Origin of the sequence: Paenibacillus lactis (assembly GCF_017873605.1) — a bacterium.
GTDB classification, from domain to species: Bacteria; Bacillota; Bacilli; order Paenibacillales; family Paenibacillaceae; genus Paenibacillus_AQ; species Paenibacillus_AQ lactis.
In genome coordinates, this window is record NZ_JAGGKI010000021.1 from 24,023 (window position 1) to 47,375 (window position 23,353).

22 protein-coding genes and 1 other annotated feature are annotated in these 23,353 nt (G+C 51.1%); all 22 genes read right to left on the reverse strand.

Annotated elements, in window-relative coordinates; translation table 11 throughout:
• Positions 1–20 precede the first annotated feature (20 nt).
• Entirely contained in the window at positions 21–329 is a 309-nt protein-coding gene (rpsJ, locus tag J2Z18_RS25950; protein ID WP_006676490.1) for a 30S ribosomal protein S10, read from the reverse strand.
• 441 nt (positions 330–770) lie between these two features.
• On the reverse strand, positions 771–1,961 hold the full coding sequence (gene tuf / locus J2Z18_RS25955) for an elongation factor Tu (protein WP_007132570.1): 1,191 nt from the start codon (positions 1,959–1,961) through the stop codon (positions 771–773).
• A 145-nt stretch (positions 1,962–2,106) separates the two neighbouring features.
• Entirely contained in the window at positions 2,107–4,185 is a 2,079-nt protein-coding gene (gene fusA, locus J2Z18_RS25960) for an elongation factor G (protein WP_007132571.1), read from the reverse strand.
• Positions 4,186–4,230: 45 nt separating this feature from the next.
• On the reverse strand, positions 4,231–4,701 hold the full coding sequence (gene rpsG, locus J2Z18_RS25965) for a 30S ribosomal protein S7 (RefSeq protein WP_007132572.1): 471 nt from the start codon (positions 4,699–4,701) through the stop codon (positions 4,231–4,233).
• 53 nt (positions 4,702–4,754) lie between these two features.
• Positions 4,755–5,174 (reverse strand): 30S ribosomal protein S12, encoded by a 420-nt coding sequence (gene rpsL / locus J2Z18_RS25970; RefSeq protein WP_006212930.1) that lies wholly within the window; start codon positions 5,172–5,174, stop codon positions 4,755–4,757.
• A 142-nt stretch (positions 5,175–5,316) separates the two neighbouring features.
• Positions 5,317–5,565: a ribosomal L7Ae/L30e/S12e/Gadd45 family protein gene (locus J2Z18_RS25975; RefSeq protein ID WP_007132573.1), complete on the reverse strand. Its 249-nt coding sequence runs from the start codon at positions 5,563–5,565 to the stop codon at positions 5,317–5,319.
• A 173-nt stretch (positions 5,566–5,738) separates the two neighbouring features.
• A complete protein-coding gene (gene rpoC, locus J2Z18_RS25980) occupies positions 5,739–9,353 on the reverse strand; it encodes a DNA-directed RNA polymerase subunit beta' (protein WP_007132574.1) in 3,615 nt (1,204 codons plus the stop codon).
• Between the two features lie 94 nt (positions 9,354–9,447).
• Positions 9,448–12,993 (reverse strand): DNA-directed RNA polymerase subunit beta, encoded by a 3,546-nt coding sequence (gene rpoB / locus J2Z18_RS25985; protein WP_028406470.1) that lies wholly within the window; start codon positions 12,991–12,993, stop codon positions 9,448–9,450.
• A 484-nt stretch (positions 12,994–13,477) separates the two neighbouring features.
• Entirely contained in the window at positions 13,478–14,080 is a 603-nt protein-coding gene (locus J2Z18_RS25990) for a class I SAM-dependent methyltransferase (RefSeq protein ID WP_007132576.1), read from the reverse strand.
• 203 nt (positions 14,081–14,283) lie between these two features.
• On the reverse strand, positions 14,284–14,646 hold the full coding sequence (rplL, locus tag J2Z18_RS25995; protein WP_007132577.1) for a 50S ribosomal protein L7/L12: 363 nt from the start codon (positions 14,644–14,646) through the stop codon (positions 14,284–14,286).
• 68 nt (positions 14,647–14,714) lie between these two features.
• Positions 14,715–15,218, reverse strand: a complete 504-nt coding sequence (gene rplJ, locus J2Z18_RS26000) for a 50S ribosomal protein L10 (protein WP_007132578.1) — start codon at positions 15,216–15,218, stop codon at positions 14,715–14,717.
• A 63-nt stretch (positions 15,219–15,281) separates the two neighbouring features.
• Positions 15,282–15,440 (reverse strand) — a sequence feature (ribosomal protein L10 leader region).
• 71 nt (positions 15,441–15,511) lie between these two features.
• A complete protein-coding gene (rplA, locus tag J2Z18_RS26005) occupies positions 15,512–16,204 on the reverse strand; it encodes a 50S ribosomal protein L1 (protein ID WP_007132579.1) in 693 nt (230 codons plus the stop codon).
• An 87-nt stretch (positions 16,205–16,291) separates the two neighbouring features.
• Positions 16,292–16,717, reverse strand: a complete 426-nt coding sequence (gene rplK, locus J2Z18_RS26010; RefSeq protein WP_007132580.1) for a 50S ribosomal protein L11 — start codon at positions 16,715–16,717, stop codon at positions 16,292–16,294.
• A gap of 77 nt (positions 16,718–16,794) precedes the next feature.
• Positions 16,795–17,328: a transcription termination/antitermination protein NusG gene (gene nusG, locus J2Z18_RS26015; RefSeq protein WP_007132581.1), complete on the reverse strand. Its 534-nt coding sequence runs from the start codon at positions 17,326–17,328 to the stop codon at positions 16,795–16,797.
• A 21-nt stretch (positions 17,329–17,349) separates the two neighbouring features.
• A complete protein-coding gene (gene secE / locus J2Z18_RS26020; RefSeq protein WP_007132582.1) occupies positions 17,350–17,541 on the reverse strand; it encodes a preprotein translocase subunit SecE in 192 nt (63 codons plus the stop codon).
• A 24-nt stretch (positions 17,542–17,565) separates the two neighbouring features.
• A complete protein-coding gene (gene rpmG / locus J2Z18_RS26025; protein WP_006212941.1) occupies positions 17,566–17,715 on the reverse strand; it encodes a 50S ribosomal protein L33 in 150 nt (49 codons plus the stop codon).
• 553 nt (positions 17,716–18,268) lie between these two features.
• Positions 18,269–18,913: an RNA polymerase sporulation sigma factor SigH gene (sigH, locus tag J2Z18_RS26030; protein ID WP_006212942.1), complete on the reverse strand. Its 645-nt coding sequence runs from the start codon at positions 18,911–18,913 to the stop codon at positions 18,269–18,271.
• A 188-nt stretch (positions 18,914–19,101) separates the two neighbouring features.
• The gene (locus tag J2Z18_RS26035; RefSeq protein WP_007132583.1) at positions 19,102–19,620 is read right to left on the reverse strand and encodes an NYN domain-containing protein; all 519 of its coding nucleotides are present in this window, start codon (positions 19,618–19,620) and stop codon (positions 19,102–19,104) included.
• A 5-nt stretch (positions 19,621–19,625) separates the two neighbouring features.
• The gene (rlmB, locus tag J2Z18_RS26040; RefSeq protein ID WP_007132584.1) at positions 19,626–20,375 is read right to left on the reverse strand and encodes a 23S rRNA (guanosine(2251)-2'-O)-methyltransferase RlmB; all 750 of its coding nucleotides are present in this window, start codon (positions 20,373–20,375) and stop codon (positions 19,626–19,628) included.
• 119 nt (positions 20,376–20,494) lie between these two features.
• Positions 20,495–20,935: a Mini-ribonuclease 3 gene (locus J2Z18_RS26045; protein ID WP_007132585.1), complete on the reverse strand. Its 441-nt coding sequence runs from the start codon at positions 20,933–20,935 to the stop codon at positions 20,495–20,497.
• The gene (gene cysS / locus J2Z18_RS26050) at positions 20,932–22,338 is read right to left on the reverse strand and encodes a cysteine--tRNA ligase (RefSeq protein WP_007132586.1); all 1,407 of its coding nucleotides are present in this window, start codon (positions 22,336–22,338) and stop codon (positions 20,932–20,934) included. The genes J2Z18_RS26045 and cysS overlap by 4 nt, the downstream gene beginning before the upstream one ends.
• Positions 22,339–22,487: 149 nt before the next feature.
• The gene (cysE, locus tag J2Z18_RS26055) at positions 22,488–23,174 is read right to left on the reverse strand and encodes a serine O-acetyltransferase (RefSeq protein WP_040740229.1); all 687 of its coding nucleotides are present in this window, start codon (positions 23,172–23,174) and stop codon (positions 22,488–22,490) included.
• Between the last annotated feature and the right edge of the window lie 179 nt (positions 23,175–23,353).

Consider the following 23,353-nt stretch of genomic DNA (forward strand, 5'->3'; position numbering starts at 1 on the left):
TTCACTAATTCGTTATGCTATTACAGTTTGATTTCGATATCTACACCGGACGGCAGGTCCAAGCGCATCAAGGCATCCACAGTTTGTGGAGTCGGGTTCACGATGTCGATCAAGCGTTTGTGAGTACGCATTTCGAACTGTTCCCGAGAATCCTTATACTTGTGCACCGCACGGAGAATGGTAATTACTTGCTTTTCAGTTGGAAGCGGGATCGGACCGGAAACACCAGCACCCGAACGTTTTGCTGTCTCAACAATTTTCTCAGCGGATTGATCAAGAATTCTGTGGTCGTATGCTTTCAAGCGAATACGAATTTTTTGCTTTGCCATTTTATTCCCTCCTTCTATCGCCCAATTTGGTATCGGACATACTCCGTGAAAATTTTCCGAACACCTGCCTCATGGCAAAGGGGCCGGGTGTGTCGGTAACCTCTCACATCATCGCAACGTCGCAGAACAACATTCACTATTATATAGAAAAGATAGGCGCATTGCAAGCATAAAATCAGAATTTATTCATACCTTGCATTTCCTCTTTTTTTCTACTATAGAATAAGGTTTCCCGGCCGTGCTTATCCCCTTATTCCTGCATCGTGGACAACGTCCCGACATAGATATGAAGTATGCCGCTGCTCGTACGTTTCGGATCCCGCGGTATTAAAAACAAAGAGCCTGATCGTAAAAGATCAGACTCTGTTATCGTTACATCACACTGTTGCTCGTTACATCACGCTGTTGCTTTATATGTTCAGGCTGTTCGATAAGCCTAAATTACTTAATGATGGAAGCTACGGAACCAGCACCTACGGTACGGCCGCCTTCACGGATGGAGAACTTTGTTCCTTCTTCGATCGCGATTGGAGCGATCAGTTGAACGGTTACGGTGATGTTGTCACCAGGCATAACCATTTCGGAACCTTCTGGCAGGTTGATCACACCAGTTACGTCCGTAGTACGGAAGTAGAACTGTGGACGGTAGCCAGTGAAGAAAGGCTTATGACGTCCGCCTTCTTCTTTGCTCAGTACGTATACTTGAGCAGTGAACTCAGTGTGTGGCTTAACGGAAGCTGGCTTAGCAAGTACTTGACCACGCTCGATTTGAGTACGGTCGATACCGCGAAGCAGAGCACCGATGTTGTCACCAGCTTGAGCGGAATCCAGCAATTTACGGAACATTTCAACGCCCGTAACAACGGATTTCTTAGTCTCTTCTTCGATACCAACGATTTCGATCTCGTCGCCGACTTTGATTGTTCCGCGCTCAACACGGCCAGTAGCAACTGTACCACGACCTGTGATGGAGAACACGTCCTCGACAGGCATCAAGAAAGGCTTGTCAGTGTCGCGCTCAGGCAATGGGATGTACTCGTCGATTGTTTTAAACATCTCAACGATTTTGTCAGCCCAAGGACCGTCTGGGTTTTGCAGCGCTTCACGAGCGGAACCGCGAGTGATTGGAGTGTCATCGCCTGGGAAGTCATATTCGCTCAGGAGATCACGAACTTCCATTTCAACCAGTTCCAGAAGCTCTTCGTCTTCAACCATGTCGCATTTGTTCAGGAATACAACGATGTAAGGTACGCCTACTTGGCGGGACAGCAGGATGTGCTCGCGAGTTTGCGGCATTGGGCCGTCAGCTGCGGATACAACCAGGATAGCGCCGTCCATTTGAGCTGCACCAGTGATCATGTTTTTAACATAGTCAGCGTGTCCTGGGCAGTCAACGTGTGCATAGTGACGTGCGTCAGTTTCGTACTCTACGTGGGAAGTAGAGATTGTGATACCGCGCTCGCGCTCTTCTGGAGCTTTATCGATTTGGTCGAAGGACATAGCTGCACCGCCGTATCTTTTGGACAATACAGTTGTGATTGCAGCAGTCAGAGTTGTTTTACCGTGGTCAACGTGACCGATAGTACCGATGTTAACATGGGGTTTCGTACGTTCGTATTTAGCCTTTGCCATTTGAACAATTCCTCCTTAAGGGGATTTATATGTTTGGGCCGGTTGCGGAGGAATGAAACGGTAGCTCCATTCTCCTCCCCGACAGGTAAAACGTTATTAGAAGTTGTTCAAAGAATCGCCTTACACGACTTTTGAACTCGTGCTATTACTCTCCGCCCTTGTGCTTGGACACGATTTCTTCGGAGATATTCTTAGGAACTTCTTCGTAGTGGGAGAGTTCCATCGAGAATACGCCGCGACCTTGTGTACCGGAACGCAGAGTTGTGGAATATCCGAACATTTCGGACAGAGGCACTTTCGCACGGATAATTTGAGCGCCACCGCGTGAATCCATACCTTCGATACGTCCACGGCGGGAGTTCAGCATACCCATTACGTCGCCCATGTATTCCTCAGGCACGGTAACTTCCACTTTCATGATTGGCTCAAGCAGGACAGGTTGACACTTGTCTTTAGCTGCTTTGAGGGCCATGGAACCTGCAATCTTAAACGCCATCTCGTTGGAGTCGACATCATGGTAAGAACCGTCAACGATCGTTGCTTTAACGTCTACGATCGGGAAGCCGGCGAGTACGCCGTTCTTCATTTGCTCTTCAATACCTTGTTGTGCTGGCGCAATGTATTCTCTAGGTACAGCACCGCCGACGATCTTGCTGTCGAACTGGTTACCGCTACCTGGTTCCAGAGGCTCGAACTCAACCCAAACGTGACCGTATTGACCACGACCACCGGACTGACGAACGAATTTACCTTCAACGCGCCCTGGAGCACGGAAGGTTTCACGATAGGCAACCTGAGGCTTACCTACGTTGGTTTCCACTTTGAACTCACGACGCATACGGTCGATGATGATGTCCAAGTGAAGCTCACCCATACCTGCAAGGATCGTTTGACCGGTTTCCTCGTCAGTATGCGCGCGAAGAGTCGGATCCTCTTCGGTCAGCTTGCCGAGAGCCACGCCCATTTTGTCCTGGTCGGCTTTCGTCTTAGGCTCAACCGCGATTTCGATAACCGGATCAGGGAAGTTCATGGATTCCAGGATTACTGGATGCTTCTCATCACACAGTGTATCACCTGTACCCGTATCTTTCAAACCTACGGCAGCCGCAATATCACCGGAGTAAACTTCGGTAATTTCTTGACGGCTATTCGCATGCATCTGAAGGATACGTCCGATACGCTCGCGCTTACCTTTCGTTGCATTCAGTACGTAAGAGCCGGATTGCAAAATACCGGAGTAAACGCGGAAGAATGTAAGCTTACCAACATAAGGGTCTGTCATGATTTTGAACGCCAGCGCCGCGAATGGCTCTTCATCGGAAGAGTGACGCTCAACTTCAGTACCGTCTTCCAAAGTTCCTTGGATGCTTGGTACGTCGGTTGGAGCCGGCAAGTAATCGATAACAGCGTCCAGCATCAGCTGAACCCCTTTGTTACGGTAAGAAGATCCGCAGATAACCGGGAAGATTTTAACTTCGACAACACCTTTACGCAGAGCCGCTTTAATCTCAGGCACGGTGATTTCTTCACCTTCAAGGTATTTCATTGTCAAATCTTCGTCAAGTTCTGCAACCTTCTCGATGAGCTCGTTGCGGAGCTCTTCAACTTGATCCTTGAATTCCGCTGGAACTTCGGTTTCTTCGATATTTTGACCGAGGTCATCCTTATACATATAAGCTTTTTCCTCGATGATATCGATGATGCCGACGAAGTCGGACTCTGCACCGATCGGAAGCTGAATAGCAACCGCGTTCGCTTGCAGACGATCTCTCATGTCTTTAACAACATTCAAGTAGTCGGCGCCGATAATGTCCATTTTGTTTACGTATGCGATCCGAGGAACCCCGTATTTGTCAGCCTGTCTCCAAACGGTTTCCGACTGAGGCTCAACGCCCTCTTTCGCACTGAATACACCTACTGCCCCATCCAATACACGAAGGGAACGTTCAACTTCTACTGTGAAGTCAACGTGTCCCGGGGTGTCGATGATATTAACGCGATGACCTTTCCATTGAGCGGTCGTAGCAGCGGAAGTAATCGTGATACCGCGCTCCTGCTCCTGCTCCATCCAGTCCATCGTAGCAGCACCCTCGTGAACTTCACCGATTTTGTGCGTACGGCCTGTATAGAACAAGATCCGCTCTGTGGTGGTCGTTTTACCAGCGTCAATATGCGCCATGATCCCGATATTACGTGTATTTTTCAAGGAGAACTCTCTTGCCATGCGAATAGTCTCCCTTCAAAATTGAAGTTTATTAGCTGCTGAATCCTACCAGCGGTAGTGAGCAAACGCTTTGTTCGCTTCAGCCATTTTGTGCGTGTCTTCGCGTTTCTTAACGGAAGCGCCTGTGTTGTTGGAAGCATCGATGATCTCTGCTGCCAAACGCTCTTCCATTGTTTTCTCACCGCGGTTGCGGGAGTAGTTAACGAGCCAACGTAATCCCAGGGAAGTACGTCTCTCTGGCTTAACTTCGATTGGAACTTGGTAGTTCGCACCGCCGACACGACGAGCTTTTACCTCCAGTACCGGCATGATGTTCTTGATGGCTGCTTCAAACACTTCCATCGGATCATTGCCCGTACGTTCCTTGATGATGTTGAACGCGTTGTAAAGGATGCTTTGAGCAACACCTCTTTTACCATCCAACATGATGCGGTTGATCAGACGAGTTACCAGCTTGCTGTTGTACACCGGATCTGGCAGCACGTCTCTTTTTGTAACTGGACCTTTGCGTGGCATGGATATCCCCCTTTCTTCAGTCATGAGTCATGTTTATCCAACATGAGCTTCAATTAGCTTTTTGCTTTAGGACGCTTCGTACCGTATTTGGAACGAGCCTGCATACGGTTGTTAACACCAGCGGTATCAAGCGCGCCGCGAACGATGTGGTAACGTACACCCGGAAGGTCTTTTACCCGTCCACCGCGAACCAATACGACACTGTGCTCTTGCAAGTTATGACCGATACCTGGAATGTAAGCAGTCACCTCGATGCGGTTCGTCAAACGAACACGAGCATATTTACGAAGTGCGGAGTTCGGTTTTTTCGGCGTCATTGTGCCTACACGAGTGCAAACACCGCGTTTTTGCGGAGCGCTCAGATCAGTCTCCTCACGTTTCAAAGCGTTGAACCCTTTTTGAAGTGCTGGAGATTTCGACTTGTAAACTTTAGCTTGACGGCCCTTGCGAACCAGTTGGTTGATTGTTGGCATGTTAGCCACCCCCTTCCCGTAATTATCATCCTGTTACAAACCATTTTAAGTCCACAGACCCAGGCGGTTCATAAAAGAACAAATGAAAAGTTTTTGCCGATAGAGAAGCTGCCTTCTCAAAGCAAAAACGATTTCTCAATCATCATTTCAAGACAGCGGCCGCTGCTGCGCCGACTTCAATACCGCATGCTTCCCCAAGCTCCTTCATGGTCGGTACATAGTTGATAGGTACGCCATATCGTTCGCAGTGGGATACGATCTTGGATATCAGACGCTGGTCGCAATCTTCAGCCACATATACTTCTGTAGCCCGGCCGGTTTCAACGGCCTTCATTGTTTGTTTGGTGCCGATCTTGACGTGTGCATCCTGTAATCCTTTATCATTAGACATTAAGCATTCCTCCAAAAGAACAGGGAACAAGGCAACGATTCACGCACCTTTGCTATATTAGCATCTGCCCTAGGCGATGTCAAGCTATTAAACGTGAAAAAAAAGAAATGGCAGGGAAGGAGCCGAAAGCCGGCTTGATCAAGCAGCCCCGGCTCCTCTCACCTCCATTTCCTTTATTCTACAGAAGCGGTTTCCAGCTCCTGGCTTTCATCGTTCGCATCGTTCTGACCCTCGAATCTCACGTTGCGGTAACGGCTCATGCCTGTTCCCGCAGGGATCAGCTTACCGATGATGACATTCTCTTTCAGACCGAGCAGCTGATCGACTTTACCTTTGATCGCTGCATCTGTCAGGACGCGGGTTGTCTCCTGGAAGGAGGCCGCGGACAAGAAGGAGTCTGTCTCAAGGGAAGCCTTCGTGATACCGAGCAGAACCGGTTTTGCAACCGCTGGCTCTTTGCCGGACAGAATGGCTTCTTTGTTAGCCACTTCGTATTCATGGATATCCACGTAGGAGCCAGGCAGAAGATTCGTGTCTCCAGCGTCGACGATGCGGATTTTGCGCAGCATCTGCCGGATCATAACCTCAACGTGCTTATCGTTGATTTCTACGCCCTGGTTCCGGTATACGCGCTGAACTTCCTGAAGGATATAGTTCTGCACGCCGCGGATCCCTTTAATGCGAAGCATTTCCTTCGGATCGATCGAACCGTCGGTCAGTTCATCCCCAGCTTCGATGTGCTTGCCTTCGCTAACGCGCAGACGGGAGCCATACGTTACGGAGTAGACCTTCGTTTCGGCCTCACCTTGAATTTCAATTTCACGACGGTCTTTCGTTTCGCGGATCTCTTTCACGACGCCGTCGATCTCACTAATGGTCGCTTGACCTTTAGGGTTACGGGCCTCGAAGAGCTCCTGGATACGCGGAAGACCTTGCGTAATATCGTCACCGGCAACGCCGCCTGTGTGGAATGTACGCATCGTCAGCTGGGTTCCCGGTTCACCGATGGATTGAGCCGCGATAATACCTACCGCTTCACCAATCTCAACATGCTTGCCGGTAGCCAGGTTGCGGCCATAACACTTCTTGCAGACGCCATAACGCGCCCGGCAGCTCAGGATGGAGCGGATTTGTACCGACTCCACGCCGGCTTTGACGATTTCGGCTGCTTTATCCGAATCGATCAGCTCGTTGCGGTTAACGATGATCTCTTTTGTCTCAGGATGACGAACCGTTTCAAAGGAGTAACGTCCTTCGATCCGATCGTACAGATCCTCGATAACTTCCTTACCGTCTTGGATCCGGCTTACAGTGAAGCCTTTATCCGTGCTGCACTCATCCTCGCGGACGATGACGTCCTGCGCAACGTCAACGAGACGACGGGTCAGGTAACCCGAGTCAGCTGTACGAAGCGCCGTATCGGCGAGACCTTTACGCGCACCGTGCGTGGACAGGAAGTACTCGAGTACCGTCAGGCCTTCACGGAAGTTCGATTTGATCGGGAGCTCGATGATACGGCCCGACGGGTTCGCCATCAGACCACGCATACCGCCCAGCTGGGTGATCTGCGATTTGTTACCCCGCGCTTTGGAGTCCACCATGAGCATGATGGAATTGAAGCGGTCCATCGATTTCATCAAGACGTCCGTAATATCGTCTTTCGCTTTCGACCAGATGTCGATGACGCGGTCATAGCGTTCTTCGTTCGTGATCAAGCCACGGCGGTATTGGTTGGTTACCACTTTAACCTTCTCGTCGGACTCTCTCAGAATCTCGTTCTTCTCCTCAGGGACGATAACGTCGGCTACCGCAACGGTAACCCCTGCGCGAGTCGAGTACGTGAAGCCGAGCTGCTTGATCTTATCCAGAATGACAGAGGTTTCTGTCGTATGGTACGTCTCGAAGCAGCGGGCGATAATTTGACCCAGATATTCCTTGCCGACCGCGCCGCTAACCGGAAGACTTTGAATAGCTTCTTGCAGGTTGGCACCCTTTTCGTATACGAAATACTTCTCAGGTGTACCTTGAAGCAGGTTGGTACGGGTCGCCTCGTTGATGTACGGGAAGCTGGCAGGGAAGATTTCGTTAAAGATAATCCGTCCCACCGTCGTAATCAGCATCGCCTTTTGCTGCTCTTCCGTAAAGCTGGTTTTACCCAGAGCCTTAACCGGAATCGCTACACGGGCATGGAGGCCCGCAGTTCCGCGCTGATACGCGGATACCGCTTCGTTCACGCTGCCCAGAATCATGCCGGTACCCTTCTCTTCCTTGTTATCCATGGTCAGATAGAAGGAACCAAGAACCATATCCTGGGACGGCGTTACGACCGGCTTACCGTCTTTCGGGTTCAGGATGTTGCCGGATGCCAGCATCAGGAGACGCGCTTCCGCTTGGGCTTCAGCCGACAACGGAACGTGTACCGCCATTTGGTCACCGTCGAAGTCGGCGTTGTAAGCCGTACATACGAGCGGGTGAAGCCGGATGGCATGACCTTCGACGAGAATCGGTTCAAACGCTTGGATCCCGAGTCTGTGAAGCGTCGGTGCACGGTTCAGGAGAACCGGATGCTCTTTAATGACTTCCTCAAGCACATCCCATACTTCCGGGCTGACGCGTTCTACCTTGCGCTTCGCACTCTTAATATTATGAGCAAGGCCTTTATTGACCAGTTCTTTCATCACGAACGGCTTGAACAGCTCAAGCGCCATCTTCTTAGGAAGACCGCACTGGTACATCTTCAGATAAGGTCCTACGACGATAACGGAACGACCGGAATAGTCTACCCGTTTACCGAGCAAGTTCTGACGGAAACGGCCCTGCTTACCTTTCAGCATGTGGCTGAGGGATTTAAGCGGACGGTTGCCTGGACCCGTTACCGGACGGCCGCGGCGGCCGTTATCGATAAGCGCGTCAACAGCTTCCTGCAGCATGCGCTTCTCGTTCTGTACGATAATATCCGGCGCTCCGAGATCCAGCAGTCTCTTCAGACGGTTGTTCCGGTTGATGACACGGCGGTACAGGTCGTTCAAGTCCGAGGTCGCAAAACGGCCCCCGTCGAGCTGTACCATCGGACGCAGTTCCGGCGGAATAACCGGGAGTACGTCCATAACCATCCATTCCGGATTGTTGCCGGAATTACGGAAAGCCTCGATAACTTCCAGACGCTTGATCGCACGGTTACGGCGCTGCCCTTGAGCCGTGCGCAGCTCTTCTTTCAGGAACTCAAGCTCTTTTTCAATATCAAGATCCTGCAGGAGCTTCTTGACCGCTTCAGCACCCATGCCGGCTTGGAAGCCGTAGCCGTACTTCTCGCGATAGCTGCGGTATTCCTTCTCAGACAACAGCTGCTTCTTCTCCAGCGGTGTGTCGCCTGGATCCGTAACGACATAAGATGCGAAATAAATGATCTCTTCCAGGGATCTTGGGGACATATCCAGCGCCAGACCCATCCGGCTCGGAATGCCTTTGAAATACCAAATATGCGATACCGGTGCAGCCAGCTCGATGTGCCCCATCCGTTCACGACGGACTTTGGCACGCGTTACTTCAACGCCGCAGCGATCACAGACTACGCCTTTATAACGGACACGCTTATACTTACCGCAATGACATTCCCAGTCCTTCTGCGGACCGAAAATCCGTTCACAGAACAGACCTTCCTTCTCGGGCTTCAATGTACGGTAGTTAATCGTCTCCGGCTTCTTAACCTCTCCGCGAGACCACGAGCGGATTTTCTCTGGGGAAGCAAGACCGATCTTCATGTACTCAAAATTGTTAACGTCCAACAAGGAGCAACCCTCCTCAACTTAGTCCTATTTATGTGCTATACAGTCAAGATCACCGCCGCCGCATCATAGCAGGGCGGCGGTGATGAAATGACCGTTATTCCACTCCGACTTCAGCGCCTTCCAAGTTAAGGCTCAGTTTGTCACCTTGAACATCATCTTCATCATCGAGCTCTTTCATCTCGATTTCCTCTTCATTCTCGCTGAGGATCTTAACATCCATACCAAGCGATTGAAGCTCTTTAATCAATACCTTGAACGACTCAGGAACGCCCGGCTCCGGCACGTTCTCGCCCTTAACGATGGATTCGTAGGTTTTCACCCGGCCGACCACGTCATCGGACTTGACGGTAAGAATTTCTTGCAGTGTATAAGCGGCACCATAAGCTTCAAGCGCCCACACCTCCATCTCACCGAAGCGCTGTCCGCCGAACTGAGCTTTACCACCCAGCGGCTGCTGCGTAACGAGCGAGTATGGTCCCGTGGAACGGGCATGGATCTTATCGTCAACCATGTGCGCGAGCTTGATCATGTGCATGACGCCGACCGTAACTTCACGCTCGAAGCGTTCACCGGTACGACCGTCGTAAAGCACGGTTTTACCGTTGCGCTGCATGCCGGCCTCTTCCATCGTATCAAACACGTCGTATTCGTTCGCGCCGTCAAATACCGGCGTTGCAACGTGAATGCCGAGCTGAAGGGCAGCCATGCCCAAGTGAACCTCAAGCACCTGACCGATGTTCATACGCGACGGAACCCCGAGCGGGTTCAGTACGACTTGAACCGGTGTGCCATCCGGCAGGAACGGCATGTCTTCCTCAGGGAGAATACGGGCAACGACACCCTTATTACCGTGACGTCCGGCCATCTTGTCACCTTCGGAAATTTTACGTTTCTGCGCAATGTAGACGCGAACCAGTTGGTTGACGCCCGGCGGCAGCTCGTCGCCATTCTCGCGAGTGAACACCTTCACGTCAACGATGATTCCGTCACTGCCGTGAGGAACGCGCAAGGAAGTGTCGCGCACTTCGCGAGCCTTCTCACCGAAGATCGCATGCAGGAGGCGCTCTTCTGCTGTCAGCTCGGTAACACCCTTAGGCGTTACTTTACCGACCAGAATGTCGCCTGCGCTGATCTCGGCACCGATGCGGATAATACCGCGCTCGTCAAGGTTCTTCAGCGCTTCTTCACCCACGTTCGGGATATCGCGCGTGATTTCCTCAGGACCAAGCTTCGTATCGCGGGCTTCGGATTCGTATTCCTCGATATGAATCGAAGTGTATACATCCTCTTTCACCAGCTTCTCGGAGAGGAGAATCGCATCCTCGTAGTTGTAGCCTTCCCAAGTCATGAACGCAACGACGACGTTGCGGCCCAATGCCAATTCGCCAAGTTCGGTCGACGGTCCGTCAGCGAGGATATCGCCTTTCTTGACCACGTCTCCGCGTTTGACGATCGGACGCTGGTTGATGCATGTTCCTTGGTTCGAACGCATAAATTTGTGTAATTTATATTTGATTATATCGCCTTTGACTTCCTGTCCATCCACGGTTTCCACGCGGCGGAGCCAGATTTCGTTGGCGGATGAGCGCTCAATAATCCCGTCGTATTTGGACACAATACATACACCGGAATCTTTAGCAGCCTTGTGCTCCATCCCGGTACCGACAAGCGGTGCTTTCGGAACGAGAAGCGGAACGGCCTGCCGCTGCATGTTCGATCCCATCAGCGCACGGTTGGAGTCGTCGTTCTCAAGGAACGGAATGAGCGCCGTCGCAACCGACACAACCTGTTTCGGCGAAACGTCCATGTAGTCTACACGGTCGCTCGGCATTGGCAGGATGTTATCGGACTGCTTATTGTAACGAACGATAACCATGTCATCGGCGAAGGTGCCGTCTTCATTGAGCTCGGCGTTTGCCTGAGCGACGATGTAGTTATCTTCTTCGTCGGCAGTCAGGTAATCGATTTGCTCGGTGACTTTCCCGGTCTTCGGATCAACCCAGCGGTATGGAGCTTCAATGAAACCATACTCGTTGATGCGGGCAAACGTTGACAAGGAGTTGATCAGACCGATGTTCGGTCCCTCCGGCGTCTCGATCGGACACATACGGCCGTAGTGACTGTGGTGAACGTCCCGTACTTCGAAGCCTGCGCGCTCACGAGTCAAACCGCCCGGCCCGAGTGCGGACAAACGACGCTTATGCGTCAGTTCCGCCAGCGGGTTCGTCTGGTCCATGAACTGAGACAGCTGGGAGCTTCCGAAGAACTCCTTGATCGAGGCGATCACCGGACGGATATTGATCAGCGCCTGCGGCGTAATCACGTTCGCATCCTGGATCGACATTCTTTCACGCACCACGCGCTCCATACGGGACAAACCGATACGGAACTGGTTCTGAAGCAGCTCGCCCACGGAACGCAGACGACGGTTGCCCAGGTGGTCGATATCATCGGTGTTGCCAATGCCATGCAGCAGGTTGATGAAGTAGCTGATGGAAGAGATAATATCGGCTTGCGTAATATGTTTCACCGATTTGTCGATATTGCCGTTTGCAATGACTTTGACCACTTTCCCGTCCTCGATCGGAGAGAATACGTCAATCGTCTGCAGCGTAATATCGTCGCTGTCCATCACACCGCCGGTTACATGGTATTTCTTGAAGCCGACGCTCTTCTCGAGATAAGGCATGATCTCGTCCAAAAGACGACGATCCACAGTTTGACCTGCTTCCGCAATAATCTCGCCCGTTTCGACGTCGATCAGGCTCTCAGCCAAACGGTGGTTGAAGAGACGGTTCTTGATGTGAAGCTTCTTGTTGATTTTGTAGCGTCCGACATTCGCCAGATCATAACGTTTCGGATCAAAGAAACGAGCGACCAGGAGGCTCTTCGCATTCTCCAGCGTCGGCGGCTCGCCCGGACGAAGACGTTCATAAATTTCGATGAGCGCTTTCTCGGTGGAGTCCGTGTTGTCTTTATCCAGCGTGTTTTGAATATATTCATCATTGCCCAGCAATTCCAGAATCTCGGCATCGGTACCGAAGCCAAGAGCCCGCAGCAGAACCGTTACCGGGATTTTGCGGGTACGGTCGATCCGGACATAAATGATGTCCTTCGCATCCATCTCCAGTTCCAGCCATGCTCCGCGATTCGGGATCACTGTTGCTGTGTAAGTCGATTTACCGTTTTTATCCACTTTTGTGCTGAAATAGACGCTGGGAGAGCGAACCAACTGGCTGACAATAACCCGTTCGGCACCATTGATAATGAACGTTCCGGTTTCCGTCATTAACGGGAAGTCACCCATGAACACTTCCTGCTCCTTGACCTCGCCGGTCTCCTTGTTAATGAGCCGGACTTTTACGCGGAGCGGCGCCGCATAAGTAACGTCGCGTTCTTTCGCGTCATCGACGGTGTATTTCGGTTCTCCAAGGCTGTAGTCAATGAACTCAAGCACCAAATTCCCCGTGAAATCCTGAATCGGCGAGATGTCCTGGAACATTTCGCGGAGTCCTTCCTCCAAAAACCATTCATAAGATTTTTGTTGGATTTCAATCAGGTTCGGAACTTCGAGTACCTCGTTGATACGAGAATAACTGCGCCGAGTGCGTCGACCATATTGAACAAGATGTCCTGCCAACTTAAACTCACCCCTCATGTCTACTCACTTAAAAATTCATTGCGAACCTCTGTTTGTAACACTATAATGGAACATACAGAGCACACACCCATAAATAGAGAAAAGCCCTTATCGAATACCTTTCGAAAAAAGAGCAGCTTATCCATGGTTATGATAATCATCTCATATCTTGTAGATTTGCCTAAAACGTACATATTATACGTCAAGACGACATACTTTATGCATCTTTCCGCACAATAATGCTTGACATTTCAGCAAACTAAAGACAAAGAGACCATCCTAATACTGACATTTTATAATAATACCATATCAGAATACCCAAGTCAACAGCCCATGCTGTATTTTATTTTGCATTTCAAGAGTCTTCGGTATGAAAATCCGTTAAGCCTCTCAGAGGACTCTATCTTCTCCAGAAGTTTCACCTTGCTGACAAGTCCCGTGGAATCAAAGGCCTTCATCCTCGGTGGATCTCGTCATCCTTCGTTCAGGCTTTGGTTGCTTTGAATATCCGATATCCCTTATCCTTCGTCACTTCCTCCACCTGCCCAAACAACGCTTCCAGCTTGGCCTTCGCGGACGGTGCCCCCTGCTTCTTCTGAATCACAACCCACAGCTGGCCGCCCTGACGCAAATGATTCCATGCTTCCGCAAAAATCGTATGCACCGTTTCCTTCCCGGCACGGATCGGCGGGTTCGTCAACACCACGTCGAACGCTTGATCCTTGACTGCCGTAAACAAATCGCTCTCCAGAATCGTCACATTGGCAATGCCGTTATGCCTCGCATTTTCCCGGGCAAGCTCCACGGCACGGCTGTTAATGTCGATCATGGTTACATGTCCTTGCGGGGCCAGTCTGGCCGCCGTCAGTCCAATCGGGCCGTACCCGCAGCCCACATCCAGCACGGAAGCATCCGGCGCGAATTCCATCGCGTCGATCAGCACCCGGCTGCCATAATCAATGCCGCTCTTGGAGAACACCCCGGCATCGCTGATGAAGCTCAGCGAGTGTCCCCGGAGCTCGGCCTTCAGCTCTTTACGGTCATGTGCGGTTTCCGGCTGATTCGAGTAATAATGTTGATTCGGCATTCTTGCCCTCCTGTAAATCGTAGCACCGTCGTTCCATTATGATCCATAAGATCATGACTGGCCTAGGCGCACTGTCCCTTCATTAACCAGTATGTCCTATCTTTTTTAGAAACAGTATAAAAGATTTCCCGCCACAATAACAAACCCCTTGAACCAAAATTCAAGGGGTTTGTCTCATGCTGACGATTCGGTTATGGAAGCAATTACTTCACTTCTACGGAAGCGCCTGCTTCTTCCAACTTAGCTTTAACAGCTTCAGCTTCGTCTTTGGATACTTTTTCTTTCAATGGTTTTGGAGCGTTGTCAACCAGTTCTTTTGCTTCTTTCAAGCCAAGACCAGTGATTTCGCGAACCACTTTGATTACGTTGATCTTGGAAGCGCCAGCGCTTGCCAGGATTACGTCGAATTCGGATTGCTCAGCAGCTTCAGCTGCACCAGCGCCACCTACAACAGCTACTGGAGCTGCAGCAGTTACACCGAATTCTTCTTCGATTGCTTTTACAAGATCGTTCAGTTCCAGAACAGACATACCTTTAATTGCTTCCAAGATTTGCTCTTTGCTCATTTAAGTTGAACCTCCATTTATAATTAAGATTTAATAGTTGTTGTTACACCGCTCGGGCAAGCCCAAGCTTATGCGCTTTGCTCTTCCTTCTCAGCAACGGCTTTAACTGCAAGCGCGAAGTTGCGCACTGGAGCCTGAAGCACGCTGAGGAGCATGGAGAGGAGACCTTCGCGGGATGGAAGTTCTGCCAGAGCCTTGATTTCGCTCTCTCCAACCACACGGCCTTCTACTACTGCGCCTTTCAATTTCAACGCTTCGTTCTTCTTCGCAAAATCATTCAGGATTTTTGCTGGAGCGACAGCGTCATTGGTACCAAACGCTACAGCTGTAGGTCCAGTCAATACTTCGTCAAGCTCGGACAGCTCAGCAGCTGCAGTCGCACGGCGAAGCAACGAGTTCTTCAATACTTGGAACTCAACGCCAGCCTCACGAAGCTGCTTACGCAGTTCGGTAACTTGCGATACGTTCAAACCACGGTAGTCCGCAACAACAGTCGTCACGCTCTCGCGCAATTTAGCTGCAATCACCTCAACCGCTTCTTGTTTCGCTTGAATCACTTTTGCGTTTGCCAATGTTTACACCTCCTGGTTGTATTAGTAGCGCTAGGAGCAAATCACTTGCCCCCCGCTCTTCCTACGGGCACTAAAAAAGCCTCCGTAGAATCACGAAGGCCTGATGAATCATCATTTGACCGGAATGTCCGGACAAGCTGCTGACGTTCTATCATAACACCTCGGTAGGAAATTAAGCCTGCTTAGGGCACCTACTGTCTACGGTAAGCATATTCAACTTTAGGGGTCAGTCTCTAAGACTCACAACTGTTACATAATATCAAATGTCCATGACCAAAGTCAATGGAAAAATATTATCTGTAAACAGCTGTGCTCACGCGAGCGCTAGGTCCCATGGTCGAGGAAACAGCGATGCCTTTCAGGTATACACCTTTAGCGGCAGCCGGCTTCGCACGATTCAATGCATCGATGAGAGCTTTGAGGTTCTCATTCAGTTGTTCTGCACTGAAGGACACTTTACCGATCGGAGCGTGAATTTGACCTGCTTTGTCCAGACGGTACTCGATTTTACCAGCTTTGATTTCTTGAACAGCCTTGGCAACCTCGAATGTAACCGTACCGGCTTTAGGGTTAGGCATCAGGCCTTTACCACCGAGCAGACGGCCAAGTTTACCGACTTCGCTCATCATATCAGGTGTAGCTACGCAGACATCGAAATCGAACCAGCCTTGTTGGATTTTGTTGATCATGTCCTGATCGCCAACAAAATCTGCACCAGCCGCTTCCGCTTCCTTCGCTTTTTCACCTTTTGCAAATACCAGAACGCGTTGTGTCTTACCTGTACCGTGTGGCAGTACAACAACACCGCGAACAGCCTGGTCTTGTTTACGAGGGTCTACACCCAAACGCACAGCCACTTCGACAGTTTCGTCGAATTTAGCCGTTGCAGCCTTCTTCACAAGCTCTACAGCTTCCAAAGGCTCATAAGTTGCTTCGCTGTCGATCAGCTTCGCAGCTTCAACGTATTTCTTACCGTGTTTAGCCATGAATGTTTTTTCCTCCTTTGTGGTGTTAGCGGAATTTCCTCCCACATGATCCGGATGCACGCATCCGGTTTAACGTTCGAGAAACGATTAGTCCTCGATTGTGATACCCATACTGCGGGCAGTACCTTCTACCATCTTCATTGCAGCTTCAACAGATGCAGCGTTCAGGTCAGGCATTTTCGTTTCAGCGATTTGACGCACAGCGTCGCGCTTAACGGTAGCGACTTTCTTCTTGTTAGGCTCGCCGGATCCTTTTTCAATCTTAGCAGCCACGCGAAGCAGAACAGCAGCCGGTGGAGTTTTCGTGATGAACGTAAAGGAACGATCCTCGAATACCGAAATTTCAACCGGGATGATCAGACCAGCTTGATCAGCGGTACGCGCGTTGAATTCTTTACAGAATGCCATGATGTTGACACCCGCTTGACCCAATGCAGGACCTACTGGAGGAGCTGGATTCGCTTTACCTGCAGGAATTTGCAGTTTAACAACTTTGATAACCTTTTTAGCCATGGTTGACACCTCCTTGCATCAATAGTGGTAGCGGACGCAGTTAAACGTCCTCCCACAAGAAACCCGAAGAACGAAATCTATATCTTCTCCACTTGAGTGTAATCCAGCTCAAGCGGGGTTTCCCGTCCAAACATGTTGACGTGAACCTTCAACTTGCTCTTATCAGCCAAAATCTCTTCCACGGAGCCCACAAAATTCGCAAAAGGACCAACCTTGATCCGAACGGATTCTTTGATATCGAATTCGATCTTCGGTTTCGGTTCCTCCATGCCCATATGCTTCAGAATCTGTTCCACTTCTTCCGGAAGCAAAGGCGTCGGTTTAGAACCGGATCCCGTCGAACCGACAAACCCGGTCACTCCTGGTGTGTTGCGTACAACATACCAAGAATCATCAGTTTGAATCATTTCGACCAAGACATATCCCGGGTAAACTTTCCGCATGACCGTTTTCTTCTTGCCATCCTTGTTTACCACTTCTTCTTCCATCGGAACAAGAACGCGGAATATTTTGTCCTCCATGCCCATGGACTCGACACGTTTTTCCAAATTGGCTTTGACTTTATTCTCATACCCGGAATAGGTATGAACTACATACCATCTTTTTTCCATATCAAGCCACCTGGGACCCTTCTAAATAATCGCTTCGATCACAGCGGAAATGCCGATGTCTATAACCCAAAAATAAATCGTGACAAACACAATGGTGCCTAGAACGATTAGAGTATAGTTCGTCAGTTCTTTACGATTGGGCCAGCGAACCTTTTTAAGTTCCGCCCAGCTTTCAGAGAAAAAGGAAAACAGAGACTTGAAACCACGTTTCACGCCGACTACACCTCCAAATGAAAACTATCTGGTTTCGCGATGAGGAGTTTGCTCGTTACAGAACTTGCAAAATTTCTTCATCTCCATGCGGTCGGGGTGATTTCGCTTGTTTTTGGTGGTTGTGTAGTTTCTTTGTTTGCAGCTTGTACAAGCCAAAGTGATAATTACCCGCATGATGTGCACCTCCCGAAGACGTCCTTCTTCACCAGAAGAACCGATATTGATCCTAGTAGAAACAACCTTGCTTCCTAGGGGGAAGCCTGATTATTTCTGCGAGATGAATAAAACCGCTGTTCCAAGCACTTGTAACAACGATCCATTCATAAAACACGCGAATTTAGGCCTACCTAAAACACTTTATCATATGGATAGAGCCATTTCAAGCCTTTTTCTCTCTGATCGCGGGCTGCAATAAATGCCATTAGCAAGTAAACCGAGGCACCGGTTGTAAAGTTCTTGCAGGCATCCTGCCTTGAACAGCAAAGCTGCGCCGAAGCGTGTTCTCAACATAACAGCCGTTTACGTCTATACCAGTATGTTCAATCTTCCAGCTGATAAAACACCGGATGGGGCACTTTTTAAGGGATGCATGCCGCCCGGACGGACATATAGCATATCAACGACAAAACCATCCTTCAGGCTTGGAAGCCGACAGACCGCACCCTATGGTCCAGATAATGAAAAAAAGGCTCTGATTGGAGCCTTCCCTTAACCGCCTGCCAAGCCTTTAGTTATCCCTGACCTCCAGATACCGTTCAAGCTTGCGCTTGACACGCTGGAGAGCATTATCAATCGATTTCACATGACGCCTTAAATCTACCGCGATTTCCTGGTAGGAACGCCCGTCCAGATAGAGCATCAGAACCTTACGCTCCAGATCGCTCAAAATCTCGGACATCTTATCCTCCAGACCGACGAACTCCTCTTGATTAATGATCAGTTCTTCCGGATCGCTTACCGCCGTGCCGCAAATAACGTCCAGCAGCGTACGGTCGGAATCCTCATCATAAATAGGCTTGTCCAATGAGACATACGAATTGAGCGGAATATGCTTCTGTCTCGTGGCCGTCTTGATCGCCGTAATAATTTGCCTGGTAATGCAGAGCTCGGCAAAGGCCTTGAACGAGGACAGCTTATCCCCTTTAAAATCACGTATTGCCTTGTACAGCCCGATCATGCCTTCCTGGACGATATCCTCCCGGTCGGCTCCTATCAAAAAATAAGAACGGGCTTTAGCACGTACAAAATTCCGGTACTTATTGATCAAATACTCCAGCGCCCCGCTGTCACCTTCACGGACCGCCTCGACAATGTCTTCATCACTTATCACATCATACCCTGACAACATGACTTCCTTGAGGTCCACACTCAATAGAATCCCTCCGGCCCGGAACGCACGGTAGCCCGTCACTCGCTTGAAATATATGACAAGTATATATGATGTCTACTAGACCGTCAACCACGATCTACCTAATATAGAGTGATATTAACATTAAATGTAAGATTTTCATGGTTTCTCGTAGGTTACTCATAGATTTGCAATAGCATACGCTTGCAGGACTACTCCCTCCGCCAACGCTCGAACATCTGTTTTATATCGGGCGGAAGCTTGCCGTCGAGGGTATTTCGGCCTTTGGTCTGCTCCTTGGCAATCTTCTGCTTCACCTCGCGTTCGCTCTGCTCGACTTCGTTCAGCAGTTCCCTTGCGGATAAGCGGAGAGCGCCGCGGGCAAAGATGATATGCTGTTCGATGAGATCACTGGTTGCTACATAGATTTTGCGCCGGCGATGGCTGAATTCCCCGACCAGGCGCTCGATGCATTCGTCCGCGGTTTCCTTCTCCTTCGTGAAGTATACCTGAACCTTGCCCTGCGTATAGGATTTGCCCAATCCCGGCACCCGGTACGCGTCAAAAATCGCGATGACCCGGAGTCCCGAATAAGCCTGATAATCCGCCAGCTTCGCAAGCAGCACATCCCGTGCTTCCTCCATGCTGCTGCTTGCAAGCTTGGCAAGAAACGGCCAGCCGCCGATCATGTTATAGCCATCGACCAGCAGCACATCCCGCCAATCGGCCATCGCGGCTAACCCTGAAGGCGACGACGGCGAAGCACTTCGTACATTACGACACCAGCGGCAACCGAAGCATTCAGCGAATTGATCGTTCCGGCCATCGGAAGCTTAACCAGTACATCGCATTTTTCGCGGATCAGACGCCCCATCCCTTTATTTTCGTTTCCGATGACGATCGCTACCGGCCCCTCAAACACGTCAGTGTCGTACAGCTCCTGCACGGCATCAACCACGGTGCCTACGACCCAAACGCCCATCTCCTTCAGCTGGTCGATCGTCTGGCCGAGATTGGTTACTCTTGCGACAGGCACATACTCCACGGCGCCTGCCGACGTCTTGGATACCGTTGCCGTAATCTGCGCCGATCTGCGCTTGGGCAAAATAACGCCGTGCGCGCCGGTGCAGTCCGCCGTTCTAAGGATCGATCCCAGATTATGCGGATCCTCGATCTCGTCCAGCAGCAGCAGAAACGGCGGCTCCCCCTTATCTTCGGCTGCTTTCAGCAGATCGTCCACCTCGACGTACGCATACGGCGCGACCTGTGCCACGACCCCTTGATGCTGAATGCCCGGAGCCATCTGATCCAGCTTGCGCTTGTCCACATGCGAGATGACGATGCCAAGCTTCTTCGCTTCCGCGATGATCGGCTGGGTTAAATGCTTCTGGGCATTTTCAGCGATCCATATTTTATTGATTGTTCGTCCCGACCTCAGCGCTTCCGTGACGGAATGCTTGCCTGCGACAATTTCCTCTTCCTGCATGTTGTACCCTCCTGCATATAAGCCTGGACGAGCGGCATTTGCCGCCAGCCGGCTGCTCGATTCGTTTCTCATGATGCATTGATGTATTGACTGACACTAAGCCTGTCCAAGCCCGTCTCTTATTTCGAATGTTCCACGTACTCGATGCTTTTGCCGACAAGCTCGCGAATCCGGTCCTGCCGCCCCGTATAATATAAATACCCTACCAAGGTTTCAAAGGCCGTCGCATGGCGATATTCCAGCACATCCGCATTTTTCGGAACGCTGCCGGATTTGGCATTGCGCCCCTGGCGAACGATGTCCTGCTCCTCTTCCGTGAGGAGCGGCTCCAGGTACGCCAGAATCCGGCTCTGGGCCTTCGCCGAGACAAGTCCCGTCGCCGTCCGGTGCAGGTGATTCGGCCGAAGATTCGGCCGGGATATCAAATACTGCCGCACGGCGACCTCATAAATCGCATCCCCGATATAGGCCAGCACTATCGGCGGAATGAGCCTTGCCGGCTTCGACGGCGGAAAGTCGAACCAGCCGAAGGCCGGCTCCTGAAAGTCCGGCCCGCTCATTTGCGCTTCCAGCGCATGCCCTGCGCAGTATCCTCCAGCACGATGCCTTTGGCCGCCAGCAAGTCGCGAATCTCGTCCGCTCTTCCCCAGTTTTTGTTCTTTCTGGCCTCCACACGCTCGGCAATCAGGCGTTCAATCTCCTCATCCAGCATTTCGTCCTCGCCCGTGTTCACGATCCGCAGCACGCCGTTCATCTCGTTAAAGGCATCAAGCACCTCCCGCAGATCCGCCGCCGGAATCGAAGGCTCCTGCAGCAGCTGGTTCGCTTCGCTCGCCCACTGGAACATCGCCGTTATCGCATCGGGCGTATTGAAATCATCCTGCATTTTCTGATGAAATTCGGCAAGAACCGCCGACATTTTATTCCGGATCTCCTCGCCGGCTTCAGCATCCGGCGAGCCGACTGCCGCGCTTAACCGGTGCTTGACGTTTGCGGCGGCATTGGCAAGACGCTCCACGCTGTTCTGCGCCTGATTCATAACCTCTTCGCTGAAGTTGAGCGGATTGCGGTAATGGGTGGACAGCATAAAGTAGCGTACCGCTTCCTTCGTATATTGTTCGCGCAAATCCTTGACCAATACGCCGTTTCCGAGCGACTTCGACATCTTCTCGTTGTTGATGCGAATGTATCCGTTATGCATCCAGTAGTTCGCTAGCGGCTTCCCTGTCAGCGCCTCGGACTGCGCCACCTCGCACTCATGGTGCGGGAACTGCAGATCCTGGCCGCCGCCGTGGATATCGAGCGTATCCCCTAGATAGCGGCGCGCCATGGCCGAGCACTCGATATGCCATCCCGGACGGCCGTCACCCCACGGGCTGCTCCAGTATATTTCGCCGGGCTTTGCAGCCTTCCACAGCACGAAATCCTCCGGATTTTCCTTGCGCTTATCCACCTCGATCCGGATGCCGAACTGCAGCTCATCGAGATTTTGCTGGGACAGCTTCCCGTATCCGTCGAATTTGCGGGTGCGGAAGAAAACATCGCCTCCGTTCTCATAAGCGAAGCCGCGATCGACCAGGTCCTGAATAAATTCAATGATGTTGTCCATGTTGTCCGTTACCCGCGGATTCAGAGTCGCCCGCGGGATGCCGAGGCCGTCGAGGTCCTCATAGTAAGCCTTGATAAACTTATCCGCGACCTCCGGAACGGTGGTCCCGGTCTGTTCGGCTTTACGGATCATTTTGTCATCGACATCCGTAAAGTTCACGACATAATTGACGTCATTGCCCTGCTGCTCGAAGTACGCGCGAACGACGTCGAAAAAGATCATCGGACGCGCATTTCCGATATGAATGTAATCGTACACGGTAGGACCGCACACATAAATCTTAACCTTGCCTGCCTCCTGGGCAACGAATGTTTCTTTCATACGGGTCAATGTGTTATAGATTTGCAGCGCCATGTTGTATCCCCTCATTCCTTTCATCTAGATTGCGTCCGGCGTGCGAGAAGCCCCCGATTTTCGGGGAGAGCGCTCCTTGCAGCGTCCGCAACGGAATCGAATTCGTCGATATTGATAAACGGTTCAATGCTTTCGCTCGCAATCGCTTGTTATTCCTTATTAATCGAAGACAGCATAACCTCCGGCGCGGACTTCTTCAGCTCCCGTCTCGTCTCCTCCAGCTCCGCACGCAGCTGGTCGATCTCTTTCTGCATCGAGCGAAGGGTATCGACGATCGGGTCCGGCAGGTTTGTATGATCCAGACGGTCGCGAACCCGCTCCCCGTTCTGCTTCACCACTTTGCCGGGATTGCCGACCACGGTGCTGTTCGGCGGAACCGGCCGCAGCACCACCGCGTTGGAGCCGATATTACAGTTATCCCCAATCGCAAAGGAACCTAGCACTTTCGCGCCGGAGCCGATGACAACGTTGTTGCCGATCGTCGGATGGCGCTTGCCCTTCTCCTTGCCGGTACCGCCGAGCGTTACCCCTTGGTAAATGACGACATCGTCCCCGATTTCACAGGTCTCGCCAATGACAACCCCCATGCCATGGTCGATAAACAGCCTTTGCCCGATCCGGGCGCCGGGGTGGATCTCGATCCCGGTCATAAACCGGCTGATCTGGGATATGATCCGGGCCAGCGTGTACCAGCGCCGCTTGAATAAGGCATGGGCAACCCGATGGGCCCATAATGCATGAAGCCCCGAGTAGGTGAATACCACTTCAAAAAGCCCCCGGGCAGCCGGGTCATTCTCAAACACTGTCCGAATATCCGATTTCATCTGTTTGAACATGAACGCTCCCTCTTTCCCTGTTCCAATCGCGTTATGCATCTGTCCCTCATCGTTATTCCCTATAACAAAAACGCCTCTGCAGCTTATCGCTGCAGAGGCGTTCGACCGCGGTTCCACTCTGCTTAGAATCGGCCTTCTGATCCTCCCTTAACAGGGCATTGATCATAAGCCAATTCCTC